The organism is Pseudomonas sp. BN606 (genome assembly GCF_029873115.1).
Lineage (GTDB): Bacteria > Pseudomonadota > Gammaproteobacteria > Pseudomonadales > Pseudomonadaceae > Metapseudomonas.
Genome location: NZ_SSOF01000052.1, coordinates 104,052 through 120,058, shown reverse-complemented (window position 1 = coordinate 120,058; position 16,007 = coordinate 104,052). Strand labels below are relative to the sequence as shown.

The 16,007-nt window shown below is 60.9% G+C and carries 16 protein-coding genes; 12 read left to right on the top strand and 4 right to left on the bottom strand.

The window, feature by feature from the left end:
• Positions 1 to 26 precede the first annotated feature (26 nt).
• Positions 27 to 1,940 (top strand): ATP-binding cassette domain-containing protein, encoded by a 1,914-nt coding sequence (locus tag E8E75_RS08220; protein ID WP_120651664.1) that lies wholly within the window; start codon positions 27 to 29, stop codon positions 1,938 to 1,940.
• Between the two features lie 20 nt (positions 1,941 to 1,960).
• A complete protein-coding gene (locus E8E75_RS08215) occupies positions 1,961 to 2,647 on the top strand; it encodes a hypothetical protein (protein WP_120651663.1) in 687 nt (228 codons plus the stop codon).
• Positions 2,648 to 2,674: 27 nt separating this feature from the next.
• On the opposite strand, the gene E8E75_RS08210 is transcribed toward E8E75_RS08215, so the two are convergent.
• On the bottom strand, positions 2,675 to 3,115 hold the full coding sequence (locus E8E75_RS08210; protein WP_077525355.1) for a universal stress protein: 441 nt from the start codon (positions 3,113 to 3,115) through the stop codon (positions 2,675 to 2,677).
• Between the two features lie 85 nt (positions 3,116 to 3,200).
• Here E8E75_RS08210 and E8E75_RS08205 point away from each other — a divergent pair, with 85 nt between their 5' ends.
• On the top strand, positions 3,201 to 3,635 hold the full coding sequence (locus tag E8E75_RS08205; RefSeq protein WP_120651662.1) for a hypothetical protein: 435 nt from the start codon (positions 3,201 to 3,203) through the stop codon (positions 3,633 to 3,635).
• Between the two features lie 42 nt (positions 3,636 to 3,677).
• Here E8E75_RS08205 and E8E75_RS08200 read toward each other — a convergent pair whose 3' ends face one another.
• Entirely contained in the window at positions 3,678 to 4,484 is an 807-nt protein-coding gene (locus tag E8E75_RS08200) for a hypothetical protein (protein ID WP_120651661.1), read from the bottom strand.
• A gap of 470 nt (positions 4,485 to 4,954) precedes the next feature.
• On the opposite strand from E8E75_RS08200, the gene fadB reads away from it, so the two are divergent.
• From fadB to E8E75_RS08170, 6 genes are all read left to right on the top strand, one after another.
• Positions 4,955 to 7,102, top strand: a complete 2,148-nt coding sequence (gene fadB, locus E8E75_RS08195) for a fatty acid oxidation complex subunit alpha FadB (RefSeq protein ID WP_120651660.1) — start codon at positions 4,955 to 4,957, stop codon at positions 7,100 to 7,102.
• Between the two features lie 19 nt (positions 7,103 to 7,121).
• Positions 7,122 to 8,297, top strand: a complete 1,176-nt coding sequence (gene fadA / locus E8E75_RS08190; protein WP_120651659.1) for an acetyl-CoA C-acyltransferase FadA — start codon at positions 7,122 to 7,124, stop codon at positions 8,295 to 8,297.
• A gap of 162 nt (positions 8,298 to 8,459) precedes the next feature.
• The gene (locus E8E75_RS08185) at positions 8,460 to 8,696 is read left to right on the top strand and encodes a DUF1653 domain-containing protein (RefSeq protein WP_153921091.1); all 237 of its coding nucleotides are present in this window, start codon (positions 8,460 to 8,462) and stop codon (positions 8,694 to 8,696) included.
• Positions 8,697 to 8,813: 117 nt separating this feature from the next.
• Positions 8,814 to 11,420 (top strand): type I DNA topoisomerase, encoded by a 2,607-nt coding sequence (gene topA / locus E8E75_RS08180; protein ID WP_153921093.1) that lies wholly within the window; start codon positions 8,814 to 8,816, stop codon positions 11,418 to 11,420.
• 66 nt (positions 11,421 to 11,486) lie between these two features.
• Complete coding sequence (locus E8E75_RS08175; protein WP_153921095.1) at positions 11,487 to 12,005, top strand: DUF6586 family protein; 519 nt, start codon at positions 11,487 to 11,489, stop codon at positions 12,003 to 12,005.
• Positions 12,006 to 12,076: 71 nt separating this feature from the next.
• Positions 12,077 to 12,310, top strand: coding sequence for a hypothetical protein (locus E8E75_RS08170; protein ID WP_077525348.1), 234 nt, complete (start codon positions 12,077 to 12,079; stop codon positions 12,308 to 12,310).
• A gap of 82 nt (positions 12,311 to 12,392) precedes the next feature.
• On the opposite strand, the gene sulA is transcribed toward E8E75_RS08170, so the two are convergent.
• Both sulA and lexA read right to left on the bottom strand, forming a co-directional pair.
• Positions 12,393 to 12,866 carry an SOS-induced cell division inhibitor SulA gene (sulA, locus tag E8E75_RS08165; RefSeq protein WP_120651655.1) on the bottom strand — a complete coding sequence of 158 codons (474 nt, stop codon included), beginning with the start codon at positions 12,864 to 12,866 and terminating at the stop codon, positions 12,393 to 12,395.
• A 10-nt stretch (positions 12,867 to 12,876) separates the two neighbouring features.
• Positions 12,877 to 13,488, bottom strand: a complete 612-nt coding sequence (gene lexA / locus E8E75_RS08160; protein WP_120651654.1) for a transcriptional repressor LexA — start codon at positions 13,486 to 13,488, stop codon at positions 12,877 to 12,879.
• A gap of 226 nt (positions 13,489 to 13,714) precedes the next feature.
• Here lexA and E8E75_RS08155 point away from each other — a divergent pair, with 226 nt between their 5' ends.
• From E8E75_RS08155 to nagZ, 3 genes are read left to right on the top strand one after another with little or no spacing between them, the layout of a single operon-like run.
• Entirely contained in the window at positions 13,715 to 14,422 is a 708-nt protein-coding gene (locus E8E75_RS08155) for a TetR/AcrR family transcriptional regulator (RefSeq protein ID WP_120651653.1), read from the top strand.
• A 44-nt stretch (positions 14,423 to 14,466) separates the two neighbouring features.
• Complete coding sequence (locus E8E75_RS08150; protein ID WP_120651652.1) at positions 14,467 to 14,991, top strand: L,D-transpeptidase; 525 nt, start codon at positions 14,467 to 14,469, stop codon at positions 14,989 to 14,991.
• Between the two features lie 9 nt (positions 14,992 to 15,000).
• Positions 15,001 to 15,999, top strand: a complete 999-nt coding sequence (gene nagZ / locus E8E75_RS08145) for a beta-N-acetylhexosaminidase (RefSeq protein ID WP_153921097.1) — start codon at positions 15,001 to 15,003, stop codon at positions 15,997 to 15,999.
• The last annotated feature ends 8 nt before the right edge of the window (positions 16,000 to 16,007 follow it).

Sequence of the window (16,007 nt, the reverse complement as noted above, 5' to 3'; positions counted from 1 at the left end):
GCGCGCCCTTATCCCGGAGGCCCCACATGACGCTGCTCAAGTTCACCGACGTATCTCTTGCCTACGGCGCCATGCCGCTGCTGGATAAGGTGTCCTGGCAGATCGCCCGTGGCGAGCGCGTTTGCATCATTGGCCGCAACGGCACAGGCAAGTCGAGCCTGCTGCGCCTGGTCAAGGGCGATCAGTTCGCCGATGACGGTGAAATCTGGCGCGCACCGGCGCTGAAGATCGGCGAATTGCCGCAAGAGTTGCCGCTTGCTGACGATCGTACCGTTTTCGACGTGGTCGCCGAGGGTCTGGCCGGTGTCGGCGCGCTGTTGGCCGAATACCATCACCTCAGCCAGCACATCCAGTCCGAGGCGGACCTGACCAAGCTGGCCCACGTCCAGCAGGAACTCGAAGCTCGCGACGGCTGGCGCCTGCAGCAACTGGTAGATAGCACCCTGAGCCGCCTGCAGCTGCCGGCGGACAAAACCCTGGCCGAGCTTTCCGGTGGCTGGCGCCGCCGCGTGCTGCTGGCACAGGCGCTGGTGGCCGAGCCTGACCTGCTGCTGCTCGACGAGCCCACCAACCATCTGGATATCGGCGCCATTGCCTGGCTGGAAGAGGCCCTGCTGGGCTTCAACGGTGCAGTACTGTTCATCACCCACGACCGTTCCTTCCTGCAGAACTTGGCCACGCGCATCCTGGAACTGGATCGCGGCCACCTGATCGACTGGAACGGCGACTACGCCAGCTTCCTGGTCCACAAGGAGCAGCAACTGGCGGCGGAAGAGACGGCCAACGCGCTGTTCGACAAGCGACTAGCGCAGGAAGAAGTATGGATTCGCCAAGGCATCAAGGCGCGTCGTACGCGTAATGAAGGTCGCGTACGCGCGCTCAAGGCTATGCGTGCCGAACGTGCCGATCGTCGCGAGCGTCAGGGCAAGGCCAGTTTCCAGCTGGAAACCGCCGAGAAGTCCGGCAAGCAGGTCATGGTGGCCGAGAGCGTCGGATTTGCACATCCGGGCGGCGAACCGCTGATTCGCGATTTCAACCTGGTGCTGCAGCGCTCCGACCGTATCGGCCTCCTTGGCGCCAACGGAACCGGCAAGACCACGCTGCTCAAGCTGCTGCTTGGGGATCTGCAACCCACCAGCGGCAGCATCGAGGTCGGCACTCGCCTCGAAGTGGCGTATTTCGACCAGTTGCGTCACCAGCTCGATCTGGAAAAGACCGTAATCGACAACCTCGCCGAAGGTCGCGAGTTCATCACCATCGAGGGCCAGAACCGTCATGTGCTGAGCTATCTCGGAGACTTCCTGTTCAGCCCGCAGCGCGCTCGCACACCCGTGAAGGCGCTGTCCGGAGGCGAACGGGCACGTCTGTTGCTGGCAAAGTTGTTCAGCAAGCCGGCGAACCTGTTGGTATTGGACGAACCAACCAACGACCTGGACGTGGAAACCCTGGAATTGCTTGAAGAAGTGCTGCTGAGCTTCCCTGGCACCGTGTTGATGGTCAGCCACGACCGGGCCTTCCTCGACAACGTGGTCACCAGCACTTTGGTGTTCGAGGGCGAGGGTCGGGTTCGCGAGTATGTGGGCGGTTATCAGGATTGGTTGCGCCAGGGCGGTTCGCCGCGCCTGCTGGGCGTTGGGGAGGGGCGAGAGGCCAAGGCCGAGGCTCCCAAGGCCGCAGAACCCGCACCCGTGGTCAAGGCGACCGTCGCTGAGGCTCCGAAGCAGAAGCTGAGCTATAAGCTCCAGCGCGAACTGGAAGCGATTCCCGGGCAGATCGAAGCCCTGGAGGCTGAGCAGGCGAAGCTGCAGGAGGAAATTTCCGACCCGGTATTCTATCAGCGCCCGGCGGAGCAGACCCGCGTGGTGCTGGAACGCCTGGATGGCTTGCAGAAGGAACTGGACCGCCTGATCGAGCGTTGGGCGGAGCTGGAAGACAGTTGAGGAAGTGAGCCGGAGAGCCCATGGCCATCGAATACCGCATCAGCCTGGATGACCTTCATGAGTTCAGCTATCGCATTGAGCTGGATCGTGAGTACGACCCGGAACGCGCTGCTGGCGCGCCGAAGTGGACGCGTCTGGAGCACCAGCAGTGCAGCAACTGCCCGTTGCGTCAGGAAACCCACAGCCATTGCCCGGCAGCGGTGGACCTGCACCGGGTGATCGAGGACTTTCAGGGCTTGCCGGCGTTCAAGAAGGTGCAGGTCTGGGTGCGTACGCCAGAGCGTGAATACGCCAAGGTGGTTGGGTTGGAGGAGGGGCTTCGCGCCCTGCTGGGGGTCATCATGGCTACCAGCGCCTGCCCGGTGCTGGGCAAGCTCAAGCCGATGGCGCATCAGCACCTGCCATTTGCCAGTAATCAGGAGTTCATCCTACGGGCCGTTTCGCTCTATCTGGCACGTCAGTATTTCAACCTTCGGGAAGGGCGCCATGCAGACTGGGAGTTGAAGGGGCTGGTGCGTCTGTTCCAGCAGCTACAGCTGGTGAACCAGGCCTTCTGGCAACGTATCCACGATACTTGCGAAGGGGACTCCAATCTCAAGGCCTTCCTGACCTTCTTCTCCATGGCCTCCAGCATGACCTACTCGCTGGAAACCCAGTTGCAGAAGATCCGGCCGCTGGTGATGAGCGCGGGCGAGGGCTTTGACTGACGCCCGCGCCCGCTGGGTCGAGTCGTTTTATTCAGGCTTCTTCAGGCGGACCGCCAGTACGTCGCAAGGTGCGCCGTGGAGCACATCGTTCGCGGTGGAGCCGAGCAGCAGAGCAAGGCCGTGGCGGCCATGGCTGCCGACAACGATCAGGTCGCAGCCCTGCTCCTCGGCGAGGCGGTGGATTTCCTGGCGTGGCTGGCCGTAGGCCAGGTGGCGCTGGTCGGCGCTCAGCTCGGAATAAATGCCGGCGAAGCCCTGCAAGCGCTCCCGAGCCTGTTCGAACTGCTGTTGCTGGAGCATGGACAGGTCCATGGGTACGTCACCACCGAAGGCCATGGCCATCGGTTCGACGATATGCACCAGCGACAGCTTGGCATTGCTGGCTTGGGCCAGCGCTTGGGCGCGACGCACCACCGGATGGCATTCATCGGTCAGGTCTACGGCGACCAGAATGTGCTGGTAGGTCATGGGTGACTCCTCCTTAAGGTTGCGCATGATCACAAGTATGGCTTTCCGGAACGTTTAACACAGGCTTTTGAGCGGGATAACCTTTATGACCATCTGGATCGTCCTGTTGCTCCTACTGGCGATGCTCAGCCCGCTGGTCTGGCTGGTGCCTTCCAAAGGGCAGCGCGGGCGTATGGAGCTGCGCCTGCAGGCACGGCGGATGGGGTTGTCCATGCAGTTGTCGCGCCAGGAGTGGCCGCACTGGTTGGTCCAGGAGCCGCCGCATTCCTGCGCCCAGTACCATCGGCCGCGTCTGCGCGGGCGCGAGGCCTGGTGCTATTGGCAGAACGAGCCGGGCACCTGGGTGAACCAGTGGCGCGAGCCGTGCGAGGACGCGGCGGTGCTGACACATCTGGCTGGTTTGCCGAAGGATGTCTACAAGGTCGAAGCGAGCTCGCAGATGATTGCCCTCTACTGGGGGGAGCGGGGAACTGCGGAAGACCTGCAGCGCATCGCCGAAACGCTGAAGGCGCTGGCCTGAGGTCAGGGCGCGACGGTGTTGCCGTCGCGCAGGTTGCCGGTCTCAGCTCTGGGCGGCGGAGTAGCGGGCGGAGATGTCTTCGAGGCCGTCGATGATGCGGTCCGAGTACTTGTTGATGAGGAACGGCACGCTGTTTTCGTTGTAGTTCTTCAGCGATTTCTCGATGTAGCGCCATTTGGTGCTGATGCCATCCAGCGCCTGGCGAATTTCCGGAGTGTTCTGCGGCGCCTGCTCCAGGCTGATCAGCTGGTTGGCAAACTGACCGGCCAGCTCGTCGATGCCCTTGCCGCCATTGCTGCCAATGAAGCTGCCACCGATGGACGCGCTACGGGAGGCGTAGTCCACTGCGATGGTCTGCATCAGCAGGCTCTGATCTCGGCTGCGCTGGGTCAGGGGCGGAACCTGGGTCGAACCCTCCTGCTGGATCCTGGCGTAGAGCTCGTTCGAGAGGTCCATCAGGCGCTTGTTCCGCTCGGTCAGGTCGGCCACCGGTTGCAGGTCGGTATAACCTTGCTGCTTGAGCGAGGTGACCAGACCGGTCAGCTCGCTGTGGTAGCTCTGCCATTCCTGGGCCAGCTGGGCGCGCAGGGCCTTCGATGCTTCCCCGGGCATTTCGCCCAGTTCCTTCAGGTGCGTATCCGCCTTCTGCACCGACTCGTCGATCAGTCGCGCGTAGCGCTGATCACCTTCCATGCCGTTGTACATATAGAAGTCGCCAAGGCTGCGCTGGGCGGCGAGGCGCATCTGATGGAGCTTGAGCAGGCTGTCCGCCGGGGACGCTTGAGCAGAAGCGAAAGCGGGAAGGGTGAGCAGGGTACCCAGCAGAATGGCAAGCAGACGGCTCGTCATTGGTACTACTCCGTGGGCCATTGGCCTCGATTGTTGTTGTTTTGGCGTTCGAATCCTGGCGGATCGAGTGGCACGAATGTACCTGTGAGGCAGGCAATTTGCCAGCGGCCTTCTGGCAGCTTTTCCGCCAAGCAGCAGTGGTCGTGATGAGACGCAATCAATTGAGTGAATCTGTGTCATTTGTCTTGCCCGACTTGCGGCAAGGCAGGTGACAGAGCTGTTTTATCGTGGCCGACCGGTCACGCTGCGCGATTGACAAGCGCAGACTTTTCCCTGAATCTGCGCTCACCCAAATCAAACGGGCGTATGAATCAAGCGTTTGTCTTGTCTGACGCTTCCGATGAAGCCCGAATATCGCGTCGGTGGGTGTGCCGGATCGATCAGGACTATGCTCCGGCAGCGCCGGAGGCAAGTCCGCCGGTCGGCTCCGATGCGTACAGTCCAGTTTCCCAAACCGTGGAGATCAGTTGATGATTTACGAAGGTAAAGCCATCACGGTTAAGGCTCTTGAGGGCGGTATCGTCGAACTGAAATTCGACCTCAAGGGTGAGTCCGTCAACAAGTTCAACCGCCTCACCCTGAACGAACTGCGTGATGCAGTTGCAGCCATCAAGGCCGACGCTTCGGTCAAGGGCGTGATCGTTAGCAGCGGCAAGGACGTGTTCATCGTCGGCGCCGATATCACCGAGTTCGTCGAGAACTTCCAGCTGCCCGACGAAGAGTTGGTGGCCGGCAACCTCGAAGCCAACAAGATCTTCAGCGCGTTCGAAGACCTCGAAGTTCCCACCGTTGCCGCGATCAACGGCATCGCCTTGGGTGGCGGCCTGGAAATGTGCCTGGCAGCCGACTATCGCGTGATGAGCACCGTTGCCAAGATCGGCCTGCCGGAAGTCAAACTCGGCATCTATCCGGGCTTCGGCGGCACTGTGCGCCTGCCGCGCCTCATCGGTACCGACAACGCGATCGAGTGGATCGCTTCCGGCAAGGAGAACCGTGCCGAGGACGCCCTGAAAGTTGGTGCCGTCGATGCTGTTGTCGCTCCCGCCCTGCTGCAGGCTGGCGCTCTGGACCTGGTCAAGCGTGCCATCTCCGGCGAGCTGGATTTCAAGGCCAAGCGTCAACCCAAGCTTGAAAAGCTGAAGCTCAATGCCATCGAACAGATGATGGCCTTCGAAACCGCCAAGGGCTTCGTTGCTGGCCAGGCCGGCCCGAATTACCCAGCTCCGGTCGAAGCCATCAAAACCATCCAGAAAGCTGCCAACTTCGGCCGCGACAAAGCTCTGGAAGTGGAAGCCGCCGGCTTCGTGAAGCTGGCCAAGACTTCGGTCGCCACTAGCCTGATCGGCCTGTTCCTGAATGACCAGGAACTGAAGAAAAAGGGCAAGCAGTACGACGAAGCTGCCAAGGACGTGAAACTGGCTGCCGTACTCGGCGCTGGCATCATGGGTGGCGGCATCGCCTACCAGTCCGCTTCCAAGGGCACTCCGATCCTGATGAAGGATATCCGCGAAGAGGGTATCCAGATGGGCCTGAACGAAGCGTCCAAGCTGCTCGGCAAGCGCGTCGAGAAAGGCCGCATGAAGCCTGAAAAGATGGCTGAAGCGCTGAATGCGATTCGTCCGACCATGTCCTACGGCGACTTCGGCAACGTCGATATCGTGGTCGAAGCTGTCGTCGAGAACCCGAAGGTCAAGCACGCCGTGCTGGCCGAGGTGGAAGGTCATGTTCGCGAAGACGCGATCATCGCTTCCAACACCTCCACCATCTCCATCAGCTACCTGGCCCAGGCCCTGAAGCGTCCGGAGAACTTCGTCGGCATGCACTTCTTCAACCCGGTGCACATGATGCCGCTGGTTGAAGTGATTCGTGGCGAGAAGTCCAGCGAAGTGGCTGTTGCCACTACCGTTGCCTACGCCAAGAAAATGGGCAAGAACCCGATCGTGGTCAACGACTGCCCCGGCTTCCTGGTCAACCGTGTGCTGTTCCCGTATTTCGGCGGTTTCGCCAAGCTGCTGGAATTCGGCGTCGACTTCGTACGCATCGACAAGATCATGGAGAAGTTCGGCTGGCCCATGGGCCCGGCCTACTTGTCCGACGTGGTCGGCATCGACACCGGCCACCACGGCCGCGATGTGATGGCCGAAGGCTTCCCGGATCGTATGGCTGTTGAAGGCAAGACCGCTGTTGACGTCATGTACGAAGCCAAGCGCCTGGGTCAGAAGAATGGCAAGGGCTTCTACGCCTACGAAACCGACAAGCGCGGCAAGCCGAAGAAGGTTACCGATCCGGTTGCCTACGAAGTGCTGAAGTCGATCGTCAAGGAGCAGCGTGAGCTGACCGACGAAGACATCATCAACTTCATGATGATCCCGCTGTGCCTGGAAACCGTGCGCTGCCTGGAAGATGGCATCGTATCGACCGCTGCCGAGGCCGACATGGGCCTGATCTACGGCATCGGCTTCCCGCCCTTCCGTGGTGGTGCGCTGCGCTACATCGACAGCATCGGTGTGGCCGAGTTCGTGGCCCTGGCCGACAAGTACGCCGACCTGGGCGCGCTGTACCACCCGACCGCCAAGCTTCGCGAAATGGCCAAGAACGGCCAGAAGTTTTTCGGCTAATTGAGCGAGAGTGAAGAATATGAGCCTGAATCCTAGAGATGCAGTCATTGTCGACTTCGGCCGCACCCCGATGGGTCGCTCCAAGGGTGGCATGCACCGCAACACCCGCGCCGAAGATATGTCGGCGCACCTGATCAGCAAGCTGCTGGAGCGCAACACCAAGGTCGACCCGGCGGAAGTCGAGGATGTGATCTGGGGCTGCGTTAACCAGACGCTGGAGCAGGGCTGGAACATCGCACGCATGGCGTCGCTGATGACCCAGATCCCTCACACCAGCGCCGGCCAGACCGTCAGTCGTCTGTGCGGTTCCTCCATGAGCGCCCTGCACACCGCCGTGCAGGCCATCCAGACCGGCAACGGCGACGTATTCGTGGTCGGCGGTGTGGAGCACATGGGCCACGTCGGCATGATGCACGGCGTTGATCCGAACCCGCATATGTCCCTGTATGCCGCCAAAGCGTCCGGCATGATGGGCCTGACCGCCGAAATGCTCGGCAAGATGCATGGCATCAGCCGTGAAGCCCAGGATCAGTTCGGTGTGCGTTCGCACCAACTGGCCCACAAGGCCACCGTCGAAGGCAAGTTCAAGGATGAAATCATCCCGATGCAAGGCTACGACGAGAACGGCTTCCTGAAGGTGTTCGACTTTGACGAGACCATTCGTCCGGAGACCACCCTGGAAAGCCTGGCCAGCCTGAAGCCAGCGTTCAACCCGAAAGGCGGCACCGTGACTGCGGGTACTTCCTCGCAGATCACTGACGGCGCTTCCTGCATGATCGTGATGAGCGCCCAGCGTGCCCAGGACCTGGGTATTCAGCCGATGGCCGTAGTACGTGCCATGGCGGTTGCCGGCGTAGATCCGGCGATCATGGGTTACGGCCCCGTGCCGTCCACCCAGAAGGCGCTGAAACGCGCTGGCCTGACCATGGACGACATCGACTTCGTCGAACTCAACGAAGCCTTCGCTGCCCAGGCCCTGCCGGTGCTGAAAGACCTCAAGCTCCTCGACAAGATGGAACAGAAGGTCAACCTGCACGGCGGTGCAATTGCCCTGGGTCACCCGTTCGGCTGCTCTGGTGCCCGTATCTCCGGTACCCTGCTGAACGTGATGAAGCAGAACGGCGGTACTCTGGGCGTGTCCACCATGTGCGTGGGTCTCGGCCAGGGCATCACCACCATCTTCGAGCGCGTATAAGCGCACGCAGGATGAGAAAACCGGGGCCCAGTGCCCCGGTTTTTGCTTTCATGTGGAGATACTTCGCAGGAATTTTCGTGTAAGGGCTGGCTTCGAGTCGCATCACGCGGCACCATGCGCAACCTTTGCGGGCTAGCCTGCATTCATCACTGTGAGGCAATCATGAGCCTGCAACCGGGTCTCTATCGTCACTACAAGGGTCAGCAGTACCGTGTCATCGGTATTGCACGACATTCCGAGACGGAGGAAGAACTGGTGGTCTACCAGGCCCTCTATGGCGAATTCGGCCTTTGGGTGCGACCGCTCAGCATGTTCACCGAAACGGTTCAGGTGGACGGCGAGCAGATTGCGCGCTTCGCCTTGATGAGTGCGGAGCCGGACCTATTTCCTCAGCCCTGAGGGGCGGCGAGGACAGCCGGGGCGCGCTTGACCGCTTCGCACTGGCCACTATATATAGCGGTGCCGCGACGGGCGGCACCCGCCTTTTACATTCTTCAATCAGGAACACACCGATCCATGGGCAAATCGCTGGTCATCGTGGAATCCCCGGCCAAGGCCAAGACCATCAACAAGTACCTGGGCAACCAGTACGTGGTGAAGTCGAGCATCGGCCATATCCGTGACCTCCCTACCAGCGGTTCAGCCAGTACCGCCAAGGAGCCGGCCAAGCGCGGCAAGACTGCTGGCGAAGCGCCGGTCCTGTCCGCCAAGGAGAAAGCCAAGCGCCAGTTGGTTGCTCGCATGGGCGTCGACCCAGAGCACGGTTGGAAAGCCAAGTACGAGATCCTGCCCGGCAAGGAGAAGGTGATCGACGAGTTGCGCCGCCTGGCCAAGGATGCCGACACCATCTATCTCGCAACCGACTTGGACCGCGAAGGGGAGGCCATTGCCTGGCACCTGCGGGAATCCATCGGTGGTGATGACAGCCGCTACAAGCGCGTTGTGTTCAACGAGATCACCAAGAAGGCCATTCAGGAAGCCTTCTCCCAGCCCGGCGACCTCGATATCAACCGCGTGAACGCCCAGCAGGCCCGTCGCTTCCTCGACCGCGTCGTGGGCTACATGGTCTCGCCGTTGCTCTGGCAGAAGATTGCTCGTGGCCTGTCTGCCGGTCGCGTGCAATCAGTAGCGGTGAAGCTGGTGGTGGAGCGCGAACGCGAGATCCGCGCATTCGTTCCGGAAGAGTACTGGGAAGTGCACGCTGACCTTGGCACCGCCAAGGGCGCGAAGGTGCGTTTCGAAGTGGCGCGTGAGAACGGCGAGGCCTTCAAGCCGCTGAACGAATCCCAGGCCATGGCGGCGCTGGAGAAGCTCAAGGCTTCCAGTTACTCCGTTGCCAAGCGCGAAGACAAGCCAACCTCCAGTCGCCCCTCCGCGCCGTTTATTACATCCACCTTGCAACAGGCCGCGAGCAATCGCCTGGGCTTCGGGGTGAAGAAAACCATGATGATGGCCCAGCGCCTCTACGAGGCCGGCTACATCACCTATATGCGTACCGACTCGACCAACCTCTCGGCCGATGCCATCACCATGGTGCGTGGCTTCATCGAGGGGGAATTCGGCCAGAAGTACCTACCGTCCAAGCCAAACGTCTATTCCAGCAAGGAAGGCGCTCAGGAAGCGCACGAGGCCATTCGCCCGTCCGACGTCAATCTGCGTCCCACTCAGTTGTCTGGTATGGAGCGTGATGCCGAGCGCCTGTATGACCTGATCTGGCGCCAGTTCGTGGCCTGCCAGATGCCGCCGGCGGAATACCTGTCCACCAGCGTCAGCGTCACTGCCAGCAAGTTTGAGCTGCGTGCAAAGGGGCGCATTCTCAAGTTCGATGGTTACACTCGCGTCCTGCCACAGCAGAGCAAGCCTGGCGAGGATGACGTACTCCCGGAAATGAGCGAGGGCGAACTGCTCAAGCTACTCAACCTCGAGCCCAGCCAGCACTTCACCAAGCCGCCGGCGCGGTACTCCGAGGCCAGCCTGGTGAAGGAACTGGAAAAGCGGGGCATTGGTCGTCCGTCCACCTACGCGGCAATCATCTCCACCATTCAGGAGCGCGGCTACGTAACGGTGCACAACCGTCGTTTCTACGCGGAAAAGATGGGCGACATCGTCACCGAGCGGCTGAACGAAAGCTTCGCCAACCTGATGGACTATGGCTTTACCGCCGGCATGGAAGAGCATCTGGATGACGTAGCCCAGGGCGAGCGTGACTGGAAGCATCTGCTGGACGAGTTCTATGGCGACTTCAGGAAGAAGCTCGAGCTGGCGGAAGGCGCTGACAAGGGCATGCGTGCCAACCAGCCAACCCCGACCGATATTTCCTGCCGTGACTGCGGTCGCCCAATGATGATCCGTACCGCTTCTACCGGCGTGTTCCTTGGTTGCTCGGGCTATAGCCTGCCGCCGAAAGAGCGTTGCAAGGCCACCATCAACCTAGTGCCGGGCGATGAGATTGCCGCGGACGACGAAGGTGAGTCGGAGTCCCGCGTATTACGCGGCAAGCATCGTTGCCCGATCTGCGCCACTGCGATGGACGCCTATCTGCTGGATGAAACCCGCAAGCTGCATATCTGTGGCAACAACCCGGATTGCTCAGGCTATGAGATCGAGCAGGGCCAGTACCGCATCAAGGGGTATGAAGGTCCGAGCCTGGAGTGTGACAAGTGCGGTAGCGAGATGCAGCTCAAGACGGGTCGGTTTGGCAAGTTCTTCGGTTGCACCAACGCGAGCTGCAAGAACACCCGCAAGTTGCTGAAGAGCGGTGAAGCAGCGCCGCCGAAGATCGATCCGATCCGTATGCCGGAATTGAAATGCGAGAAGGTCGATGACATCTACGTGCTGCGTGATGGTGCTTCCGGCCTGTTCCTGGCAGCCAGCCAGTTCCCGAAGAATCGCGAAACGCGCGCCCCCTTGGTTCAGGAGCTGATTCCGCACAAGGACGAGCTGGATGCCAAGTATCACTACCTGCTGGATGCGCCGAAGAAAGACCCGGAGGGGCGCCCGGCGGTGATCCGCTTCAGCCGCAAGACCAAGGAGCAATATGTGCAGACCGAGGTCGAAGGCAAACCAACCGGTTGGCGCGCCTTCTTCGATGGCGGCAAGTGGAAGGTCGAAGACAAGCGCTGACCGCCTCTAGCGCGTCCGTTTACGGGCGCGCATATACTGCCGGGGTCACCTGTGGAGGGCGCCGTCATGGCCCATGAGCTTTATACCCGCACCAACCAGAAAATCTTCTTCGCTGGCCTGTCGCTGGAGTCCTGGAGCAAGGCGGAAGAGGGCAAGGCCATGAATGCCCAGGCGTTGGTGCAATCCGAGCGCGAGGCGGTACTGTTCCACCTCTACGGTGCGCTTCTTGGCCTGTGCCACGAAATTGCCGGTTACTATCGCCTTCCAGAAGCAGGTGCGCCGCGAGTCGAGTTGCTACTGACGCCGGAAGTCCTGGCTGCTGCGCCTAGTCCTGAGCTGGCTGAGTTGGTGGAGTTGGCCCAGCAGCGTGAAACATGGCTGGCTGAGCTGCTCTTTGCTTATCGCGCATTATTCCAGCCACCTCAGGCGCCGAAGCAGGCAAAGATCGACCCGACTCTACCGTTGATCACCGCAGTCAGCATAGATGAGGAAGAAAAGCCGTTGTCGCGTGAAGTCCTGGAATCATGGCGGCAAAATCTGAAATCGCTTGCGTTGCGCTTCCGGGAAACACTCAGCGAGTGCTGATTTGATCGACGGGCTAGGGCGTGCTGGCGGCTGGCTGCTACAATGGCCGCCTTTCGTGGAGATATGAACTTATGCCTACGTCCTTTCTGGAAATAGTCGAACTGCCTGACGGGCGCATCATTCTGCGCCGGGCTGAGGACGAGGAGGCGTTGGTTACGCTGGACTTCTCCGCCGATGCCAAGGCTTTCCTTCAGGGGCATCACCTAGAAGTCGCCAAAGCCATGCTGAATGTCGGTGTTCAGATGGCTGGCCGACTGGCTGAAGGAGAGATGGACCACCAGGATGGTCCGCGCGTCCTGCATTGATCTCTGGGGCCAGATCTTCCGCTGATCCGGTTACCGTCTCGTGTCAGAGGGGCGCTGCGATCATCAGGGGCCCAGAAACCTTTCATCCCAGTAGAACGTTCAGGCTTTGCGCGTCGCCTTGGCGTGCAGCTTGGGCCAGTTGGCGTTTGGCCCGTTGTCCCAACTGAAGCCAGCTCACAACCGTATGGCTGCGGCCTAGGCGCAGGGCTTCGCAAGCCAGCTCAAGAGCACTTTGCTCTCCGCGTGGTTGCAGGATCAGGATGCGTTCGCGGTTGAGGCCGGACTCGCGCAGCCAATCCCGGGAGAGGCCAGCGGGGGCGCCGATCAGTGTCAGCCAGCGTGCGTCTTTCTCTTCACTTAGTTCCCGCAATATCGAGGCGAGCAGGCTGCGGCAATGCCCGGCAGCGCCGCGCAGCGACAGTTCACTGAACGCGTCTGGTTCTTCCTTGCTGGTTTCTTCGACCACATCGGTCAGCAGCGGCGCCACGGGATTGGCCAGGATGGCCTCGTGGAACAGAGGGAGCTGTGACCGACCAAGCGACTGCGGGAACTGCATAGGGCCTCCTTTAACGGCGGATCACGCCGACACTCAAACCTTCGATCACCAGATCCTGTTCATCCAGGTTGACTTCGATTGGGGCGAACTCCGGGTTCTCGGCAATCAGCCAGACCTTTTCGCCTTCACGCTTGAAGCGCTTGACCGTGACTTCTTCGCCCAGGCGAGCTACGACAACCTGGCCATTTCGGGCTTCGCGGGTACTATGGACGGCGAGCAGGTCTCCGTCGTAGATGCCGATATCTTTCATCGACATGCCGCGAACGCGCAGCAGGTAGTCGGCTCGGGGATGGAAGAAGTCGGGATTGATGCGGCAAGATTCCTCGATGTTCTGCTGCGCGAGGATTGGCGCGCCTGCAGCGACGCGGCCAATCACCGGCAGTCCATCATCTTCGCTGTTGCCGGGCTCGAAGCCGGGGATGCGAATGCCGCGGGAAGCACCCGGGGTCATCTCAATCGCACCTTTTCGTGCCAGCGCCTTGAGATGCTCTTCGGCGGCGTTGGGTGACTTGAAGCCAAGTTCCTGAGCTATCTCCGCTCGAGTCGGAGGGAAGCCATTGTCTTCAAGGCAGCGCTTGATGAATGCGAGAATCTCAGCTTGGCGGGGCGTCAGTTTCAGCATGGAGGCGCTCTGTTTTTTTATACAGTTGCTGGGATTATATACAGTGATTTGGGCTTGGCAATGCTTCTTTTTGTGGCGAAGGAAGAAGAGGGAGGAATAATCGAGACACCCCTTTGGCGCACTGCCCGGGAGAATGACCGTTGCGTCAGATAGTGGTGAGGTCGACTTGACAATCTGACCGGATGAAACGTATGTTTCAAACAAGTGTTTGTCAGGCGGAGGAGCCATGGCCCAGTCGGAAACCGTAGAACGCATTCTGGATGCTGCGGAACAGCTGTTCGCGGAGAAGGGCTTCGCCGAGACTTCGTTGCGCCTGATCACCAGCAAAGCTGGGGTCAATCTGGCGGCGGTGAACTATCACTTCGGTTCGAAGAAGGCGTTGATTCAGGCGGTCTTCTCGCGTTTCCTTGGCCCCTTCTGTCAGAGCCTGGAGCGAGAGCTGGATCGTCGCCAGGCCAAGGCCGAAAACAAGGCCAGCCTCGAGGAGTTGCTGGAAATGCTCGTCGAGCAGGCCCTTGCGGTAAAGCCTCGTAGCGGAAATGACCTTTCTATCTTCATGCGCTTGCTCGGTCTCGCATTCAGTCAGAGCCAGGGGCACTTGCGCAAGTATCTGGAAGAGGTTTACGGCAAGGTCTTCCGTCGTTACATGCTGCTGGTAAATGAGTCTGCACCAAGGGTTCCCCCGTTGGAGCTGTTCTGGCGGGTGCACTTCATGCTTGGCGCCGCGGCATTCAGCATGTCTGGGATCAAGGCGTTGCGTGCCATGGCGGAAAACGACTTTGGCGTGAATACCTCGATCGAACAAGTCATGCGACTGATGGTGCCCTTCCTGGCGGCCGGCATGCGTGCCGAGACCGGCGTTACCGACGAGGTGCTGGCGAGCGCAATGCTGAAACCACGGAGCAAGGCCCCGGCAGCCCCCGCCAAGGCTTAAAACCATATGGGCGCGAGCGGGCTGATCGGCTAAGCTTGCGGCCCATGCAATACCTTGATCTCCTGCATATCTCCATCGCTGACCAGCAGCTCTACGGCTTTGCCGACGGGCAGTTGGTGCTGCGCATGTCTGTCTCTACCGCGCTCAACGGTGCGGGTGAGACCAATGGCTCCAATTGCACGCCCCGTGGACTTCACCAGGTTCGCGCGAAGATTGGCGGCGGTCTGCCCTTGGGGGCGGTGCTGCGTGGTCGGCGCTGGACTGGTGAGGTCTGGAATGTCGAGCTGCACGGGCGTTTTCCGGGAAGGGATTGGATACTGAGTCGCATTATGTGGCTCAGCGGTCGAGAGCCAGGTCGCAACCGCCTTGGTAGTGTCGACAGCTTCCGCCGCTATATCTACCTGCATGGCACGCCAGATACCGAGCCAATGGGCGTGCCTCGTTCCCATGGGTGCATTCGTCTGCGCAATACGGATGTGCTGGAACTCTTCGATCGAGTGCCCGTCCACTGTGCGGTACGCATTGACGAAGCGCCCTGCCCGGACTGGGCGGCGGCGCAACTCTCTTAAGGATTATTAATGCAAGGTTCCCTGATGCTGGATATCGGCGGCACTTGGTTGACCGCTGAGGATCGGCAGATCCTCCGACAGCCAGAAGTTGCCGGTCTGATCATCTTCGCCCGCAATATCGAAAGCCCGCGTCAGGTACGCGAGCTTTGTGCGTCCATCCGTGCCGTTCGTCCGGACCTGATTCTTTCCGTCGATCAGGAAGGCGGCCGCGTACAGCGCCTGCGACAGGGTTTCCTGCGCCTTCCCGCGATGCGGGCCCTGGCCGACAACGACAACGCGGAGCAACTGGCTGAACAGTGCGGCTGGTTGATGGCGACCGAAGTACTGGCGGTAGGCTTGGACATCAGCTTTGCCCCGGTGCTGGATCTCGACCACCAGCGCAGCGCTGTGGTGGGGAGTCGTGCGTTCGAAGGCGACCCCGAACGCGCTGCGCGTCTGGCTGGTTCGTTCATCCGTGGGCTGCGTGAGGCCGGCATGGCTGCTACCGGCAAGCACTTCCCTGGACACGGCTGGGCGGAGGCCGATTCTCATGTGGCGATTCCCACGGACGAGCGCAGCCTTGAGCAGATTCGAGCGAGCGACCTGATCCCCTTCGCCCGCCTTGCGTCCGAGCTGGACGGCATGATGCCCGCCCACGTCATCTACCCGAAGGTGGATAACCAGCCGGCTGGTTTCTCCCGGCGTTGGCTGCAGGAAATCCTGCGTGGGGAACTGAAGTTCTCCGGCGTCATCTTCAGCGATGACCTGTCCATGGCCGGTGCCCATGTGGTGGGCGACGCCGCCGAGCGCATCGAGGCAGCCCTGACCGCGGGTTGCGACATGGGGTTGGTGTGCAACGATCGCGCAGCCGCCGAGTTGGCCCTGGAGCGCCTGCAGCGCTTGGGAGCGACGCCGCCGGCCAGCCTCGCGCGCATGCGCCGCCGCGCTTTCCCCGGTACCGAATACCGCCAGGACCCCCGCTGGCTGCAGGCGACTGCAGCATTGCGTGAAGCCCAGTTGATCGATTGAGGAACCGA

Coding starts and splice junctions, on each gene's coding strand:
- E8E75_RS08220 (WP_120651664.1), top strand. CDS start 27: ATGACGCTGCTCAAGTTCACCGACGTATCTCTTGCCTACGGCGCCATG.
- E8E75_RS08215 (WP_120651663.1), top strand. CDS start 1,961: ATGGCCATCGAATACCGCATCAGCCTGGATGACCTTCATGAGTTCAGC.
- E8E75_RS08210 (WP_077525355.1), bottom strand. CDS start 3,115: ATGACCTACCAGCACATTCTGGTCGCCGTAGACCTGACCGATGAATGC.
- E8E75_RS08205 (WP_120651662.1), top strand. CDS start 3,201: ATGACCATCTGGATCGTCCTGTTGCTCCTACTGGCGATGCTCAGCCCG.
- E8E75_RS08200 (WP_120651661.1), bottom strand. CDS start 4,484: ATGACGAGCCGTCTGCTTGCCATTCTGCTGGGTACCCTGCTCACCCTT.
- fadB (WP_120651660.1), top strand. CDS start 4,955: ATGATTTACGAAGGTAAAGCCATCACGGTTAAGGCTCTTGAGGGCGGT.
- fadA (WP_120651659.1), top strand. CDS start 7,122: ATGAGCCTGAATCCTAGAGATGCAGTCATTGTCGACTTCGGCCGCACC.
- E8E75_RS08185 (WP_153921091.1), top strand. CDS start 8,460: ATGAGCCTGCAACCGGGTCTCTATCGTCACTACAAGGGTCAGCAGTAC.
- topA (WP_153921093.1), top strand. CDS start 8,814: ATGGGCAAATCGCTGGTCATCGTGGAATCCCCGGCCAAGGCCAAGACC.
- E8E75_RS08175 (WP_153921095.1), top strand. CDS start 11,487: ATGGCCCATGAGCTTTATACCCGCACCAACCAGAAAATCTTCTTCGCT.
- E8E75_RS08170 (WP_077525348.1), top strand. CDS start 12,077: ATGCCTACGTCCTTTCTGGAAATAGTCGAACTGCCTGACGGGCGCATC.
- sulA (WP_120651655.1), bottom strand. CDS start 12,866: ATGCAGTTCCCGCAGTCGCTTGGTCGGTCACAGCTCCCTCTGTTCCAC.
- lexA (WP_120651654.1), bottom strand. CDS start 13,488: ATGCTGAAACTGACGCCCCGCCAAGCTGAGATTCTCGCATTCATCAAG.
- E8E75_RS08155 (WP_120651653.1), top strand. CDS start 13,715: ATGGCCCAGTCGGAAACCGTAGAACGCATTCTGGATGCTGCGGAACAG.
- E8E75_RS08150 (WP_120651652.1), top strand. CDS start 14,467: ATGCAATACCTTGATCTCCTGCATATCTCCATCGCTGACCAGCAGCTC.
- nagZ (WP_153921097.1), top strand. CDS start 15,001: ATGCAAGGTTCCCTGATGCTGGATATCGGCGGCACTTGGTTGACCGCT.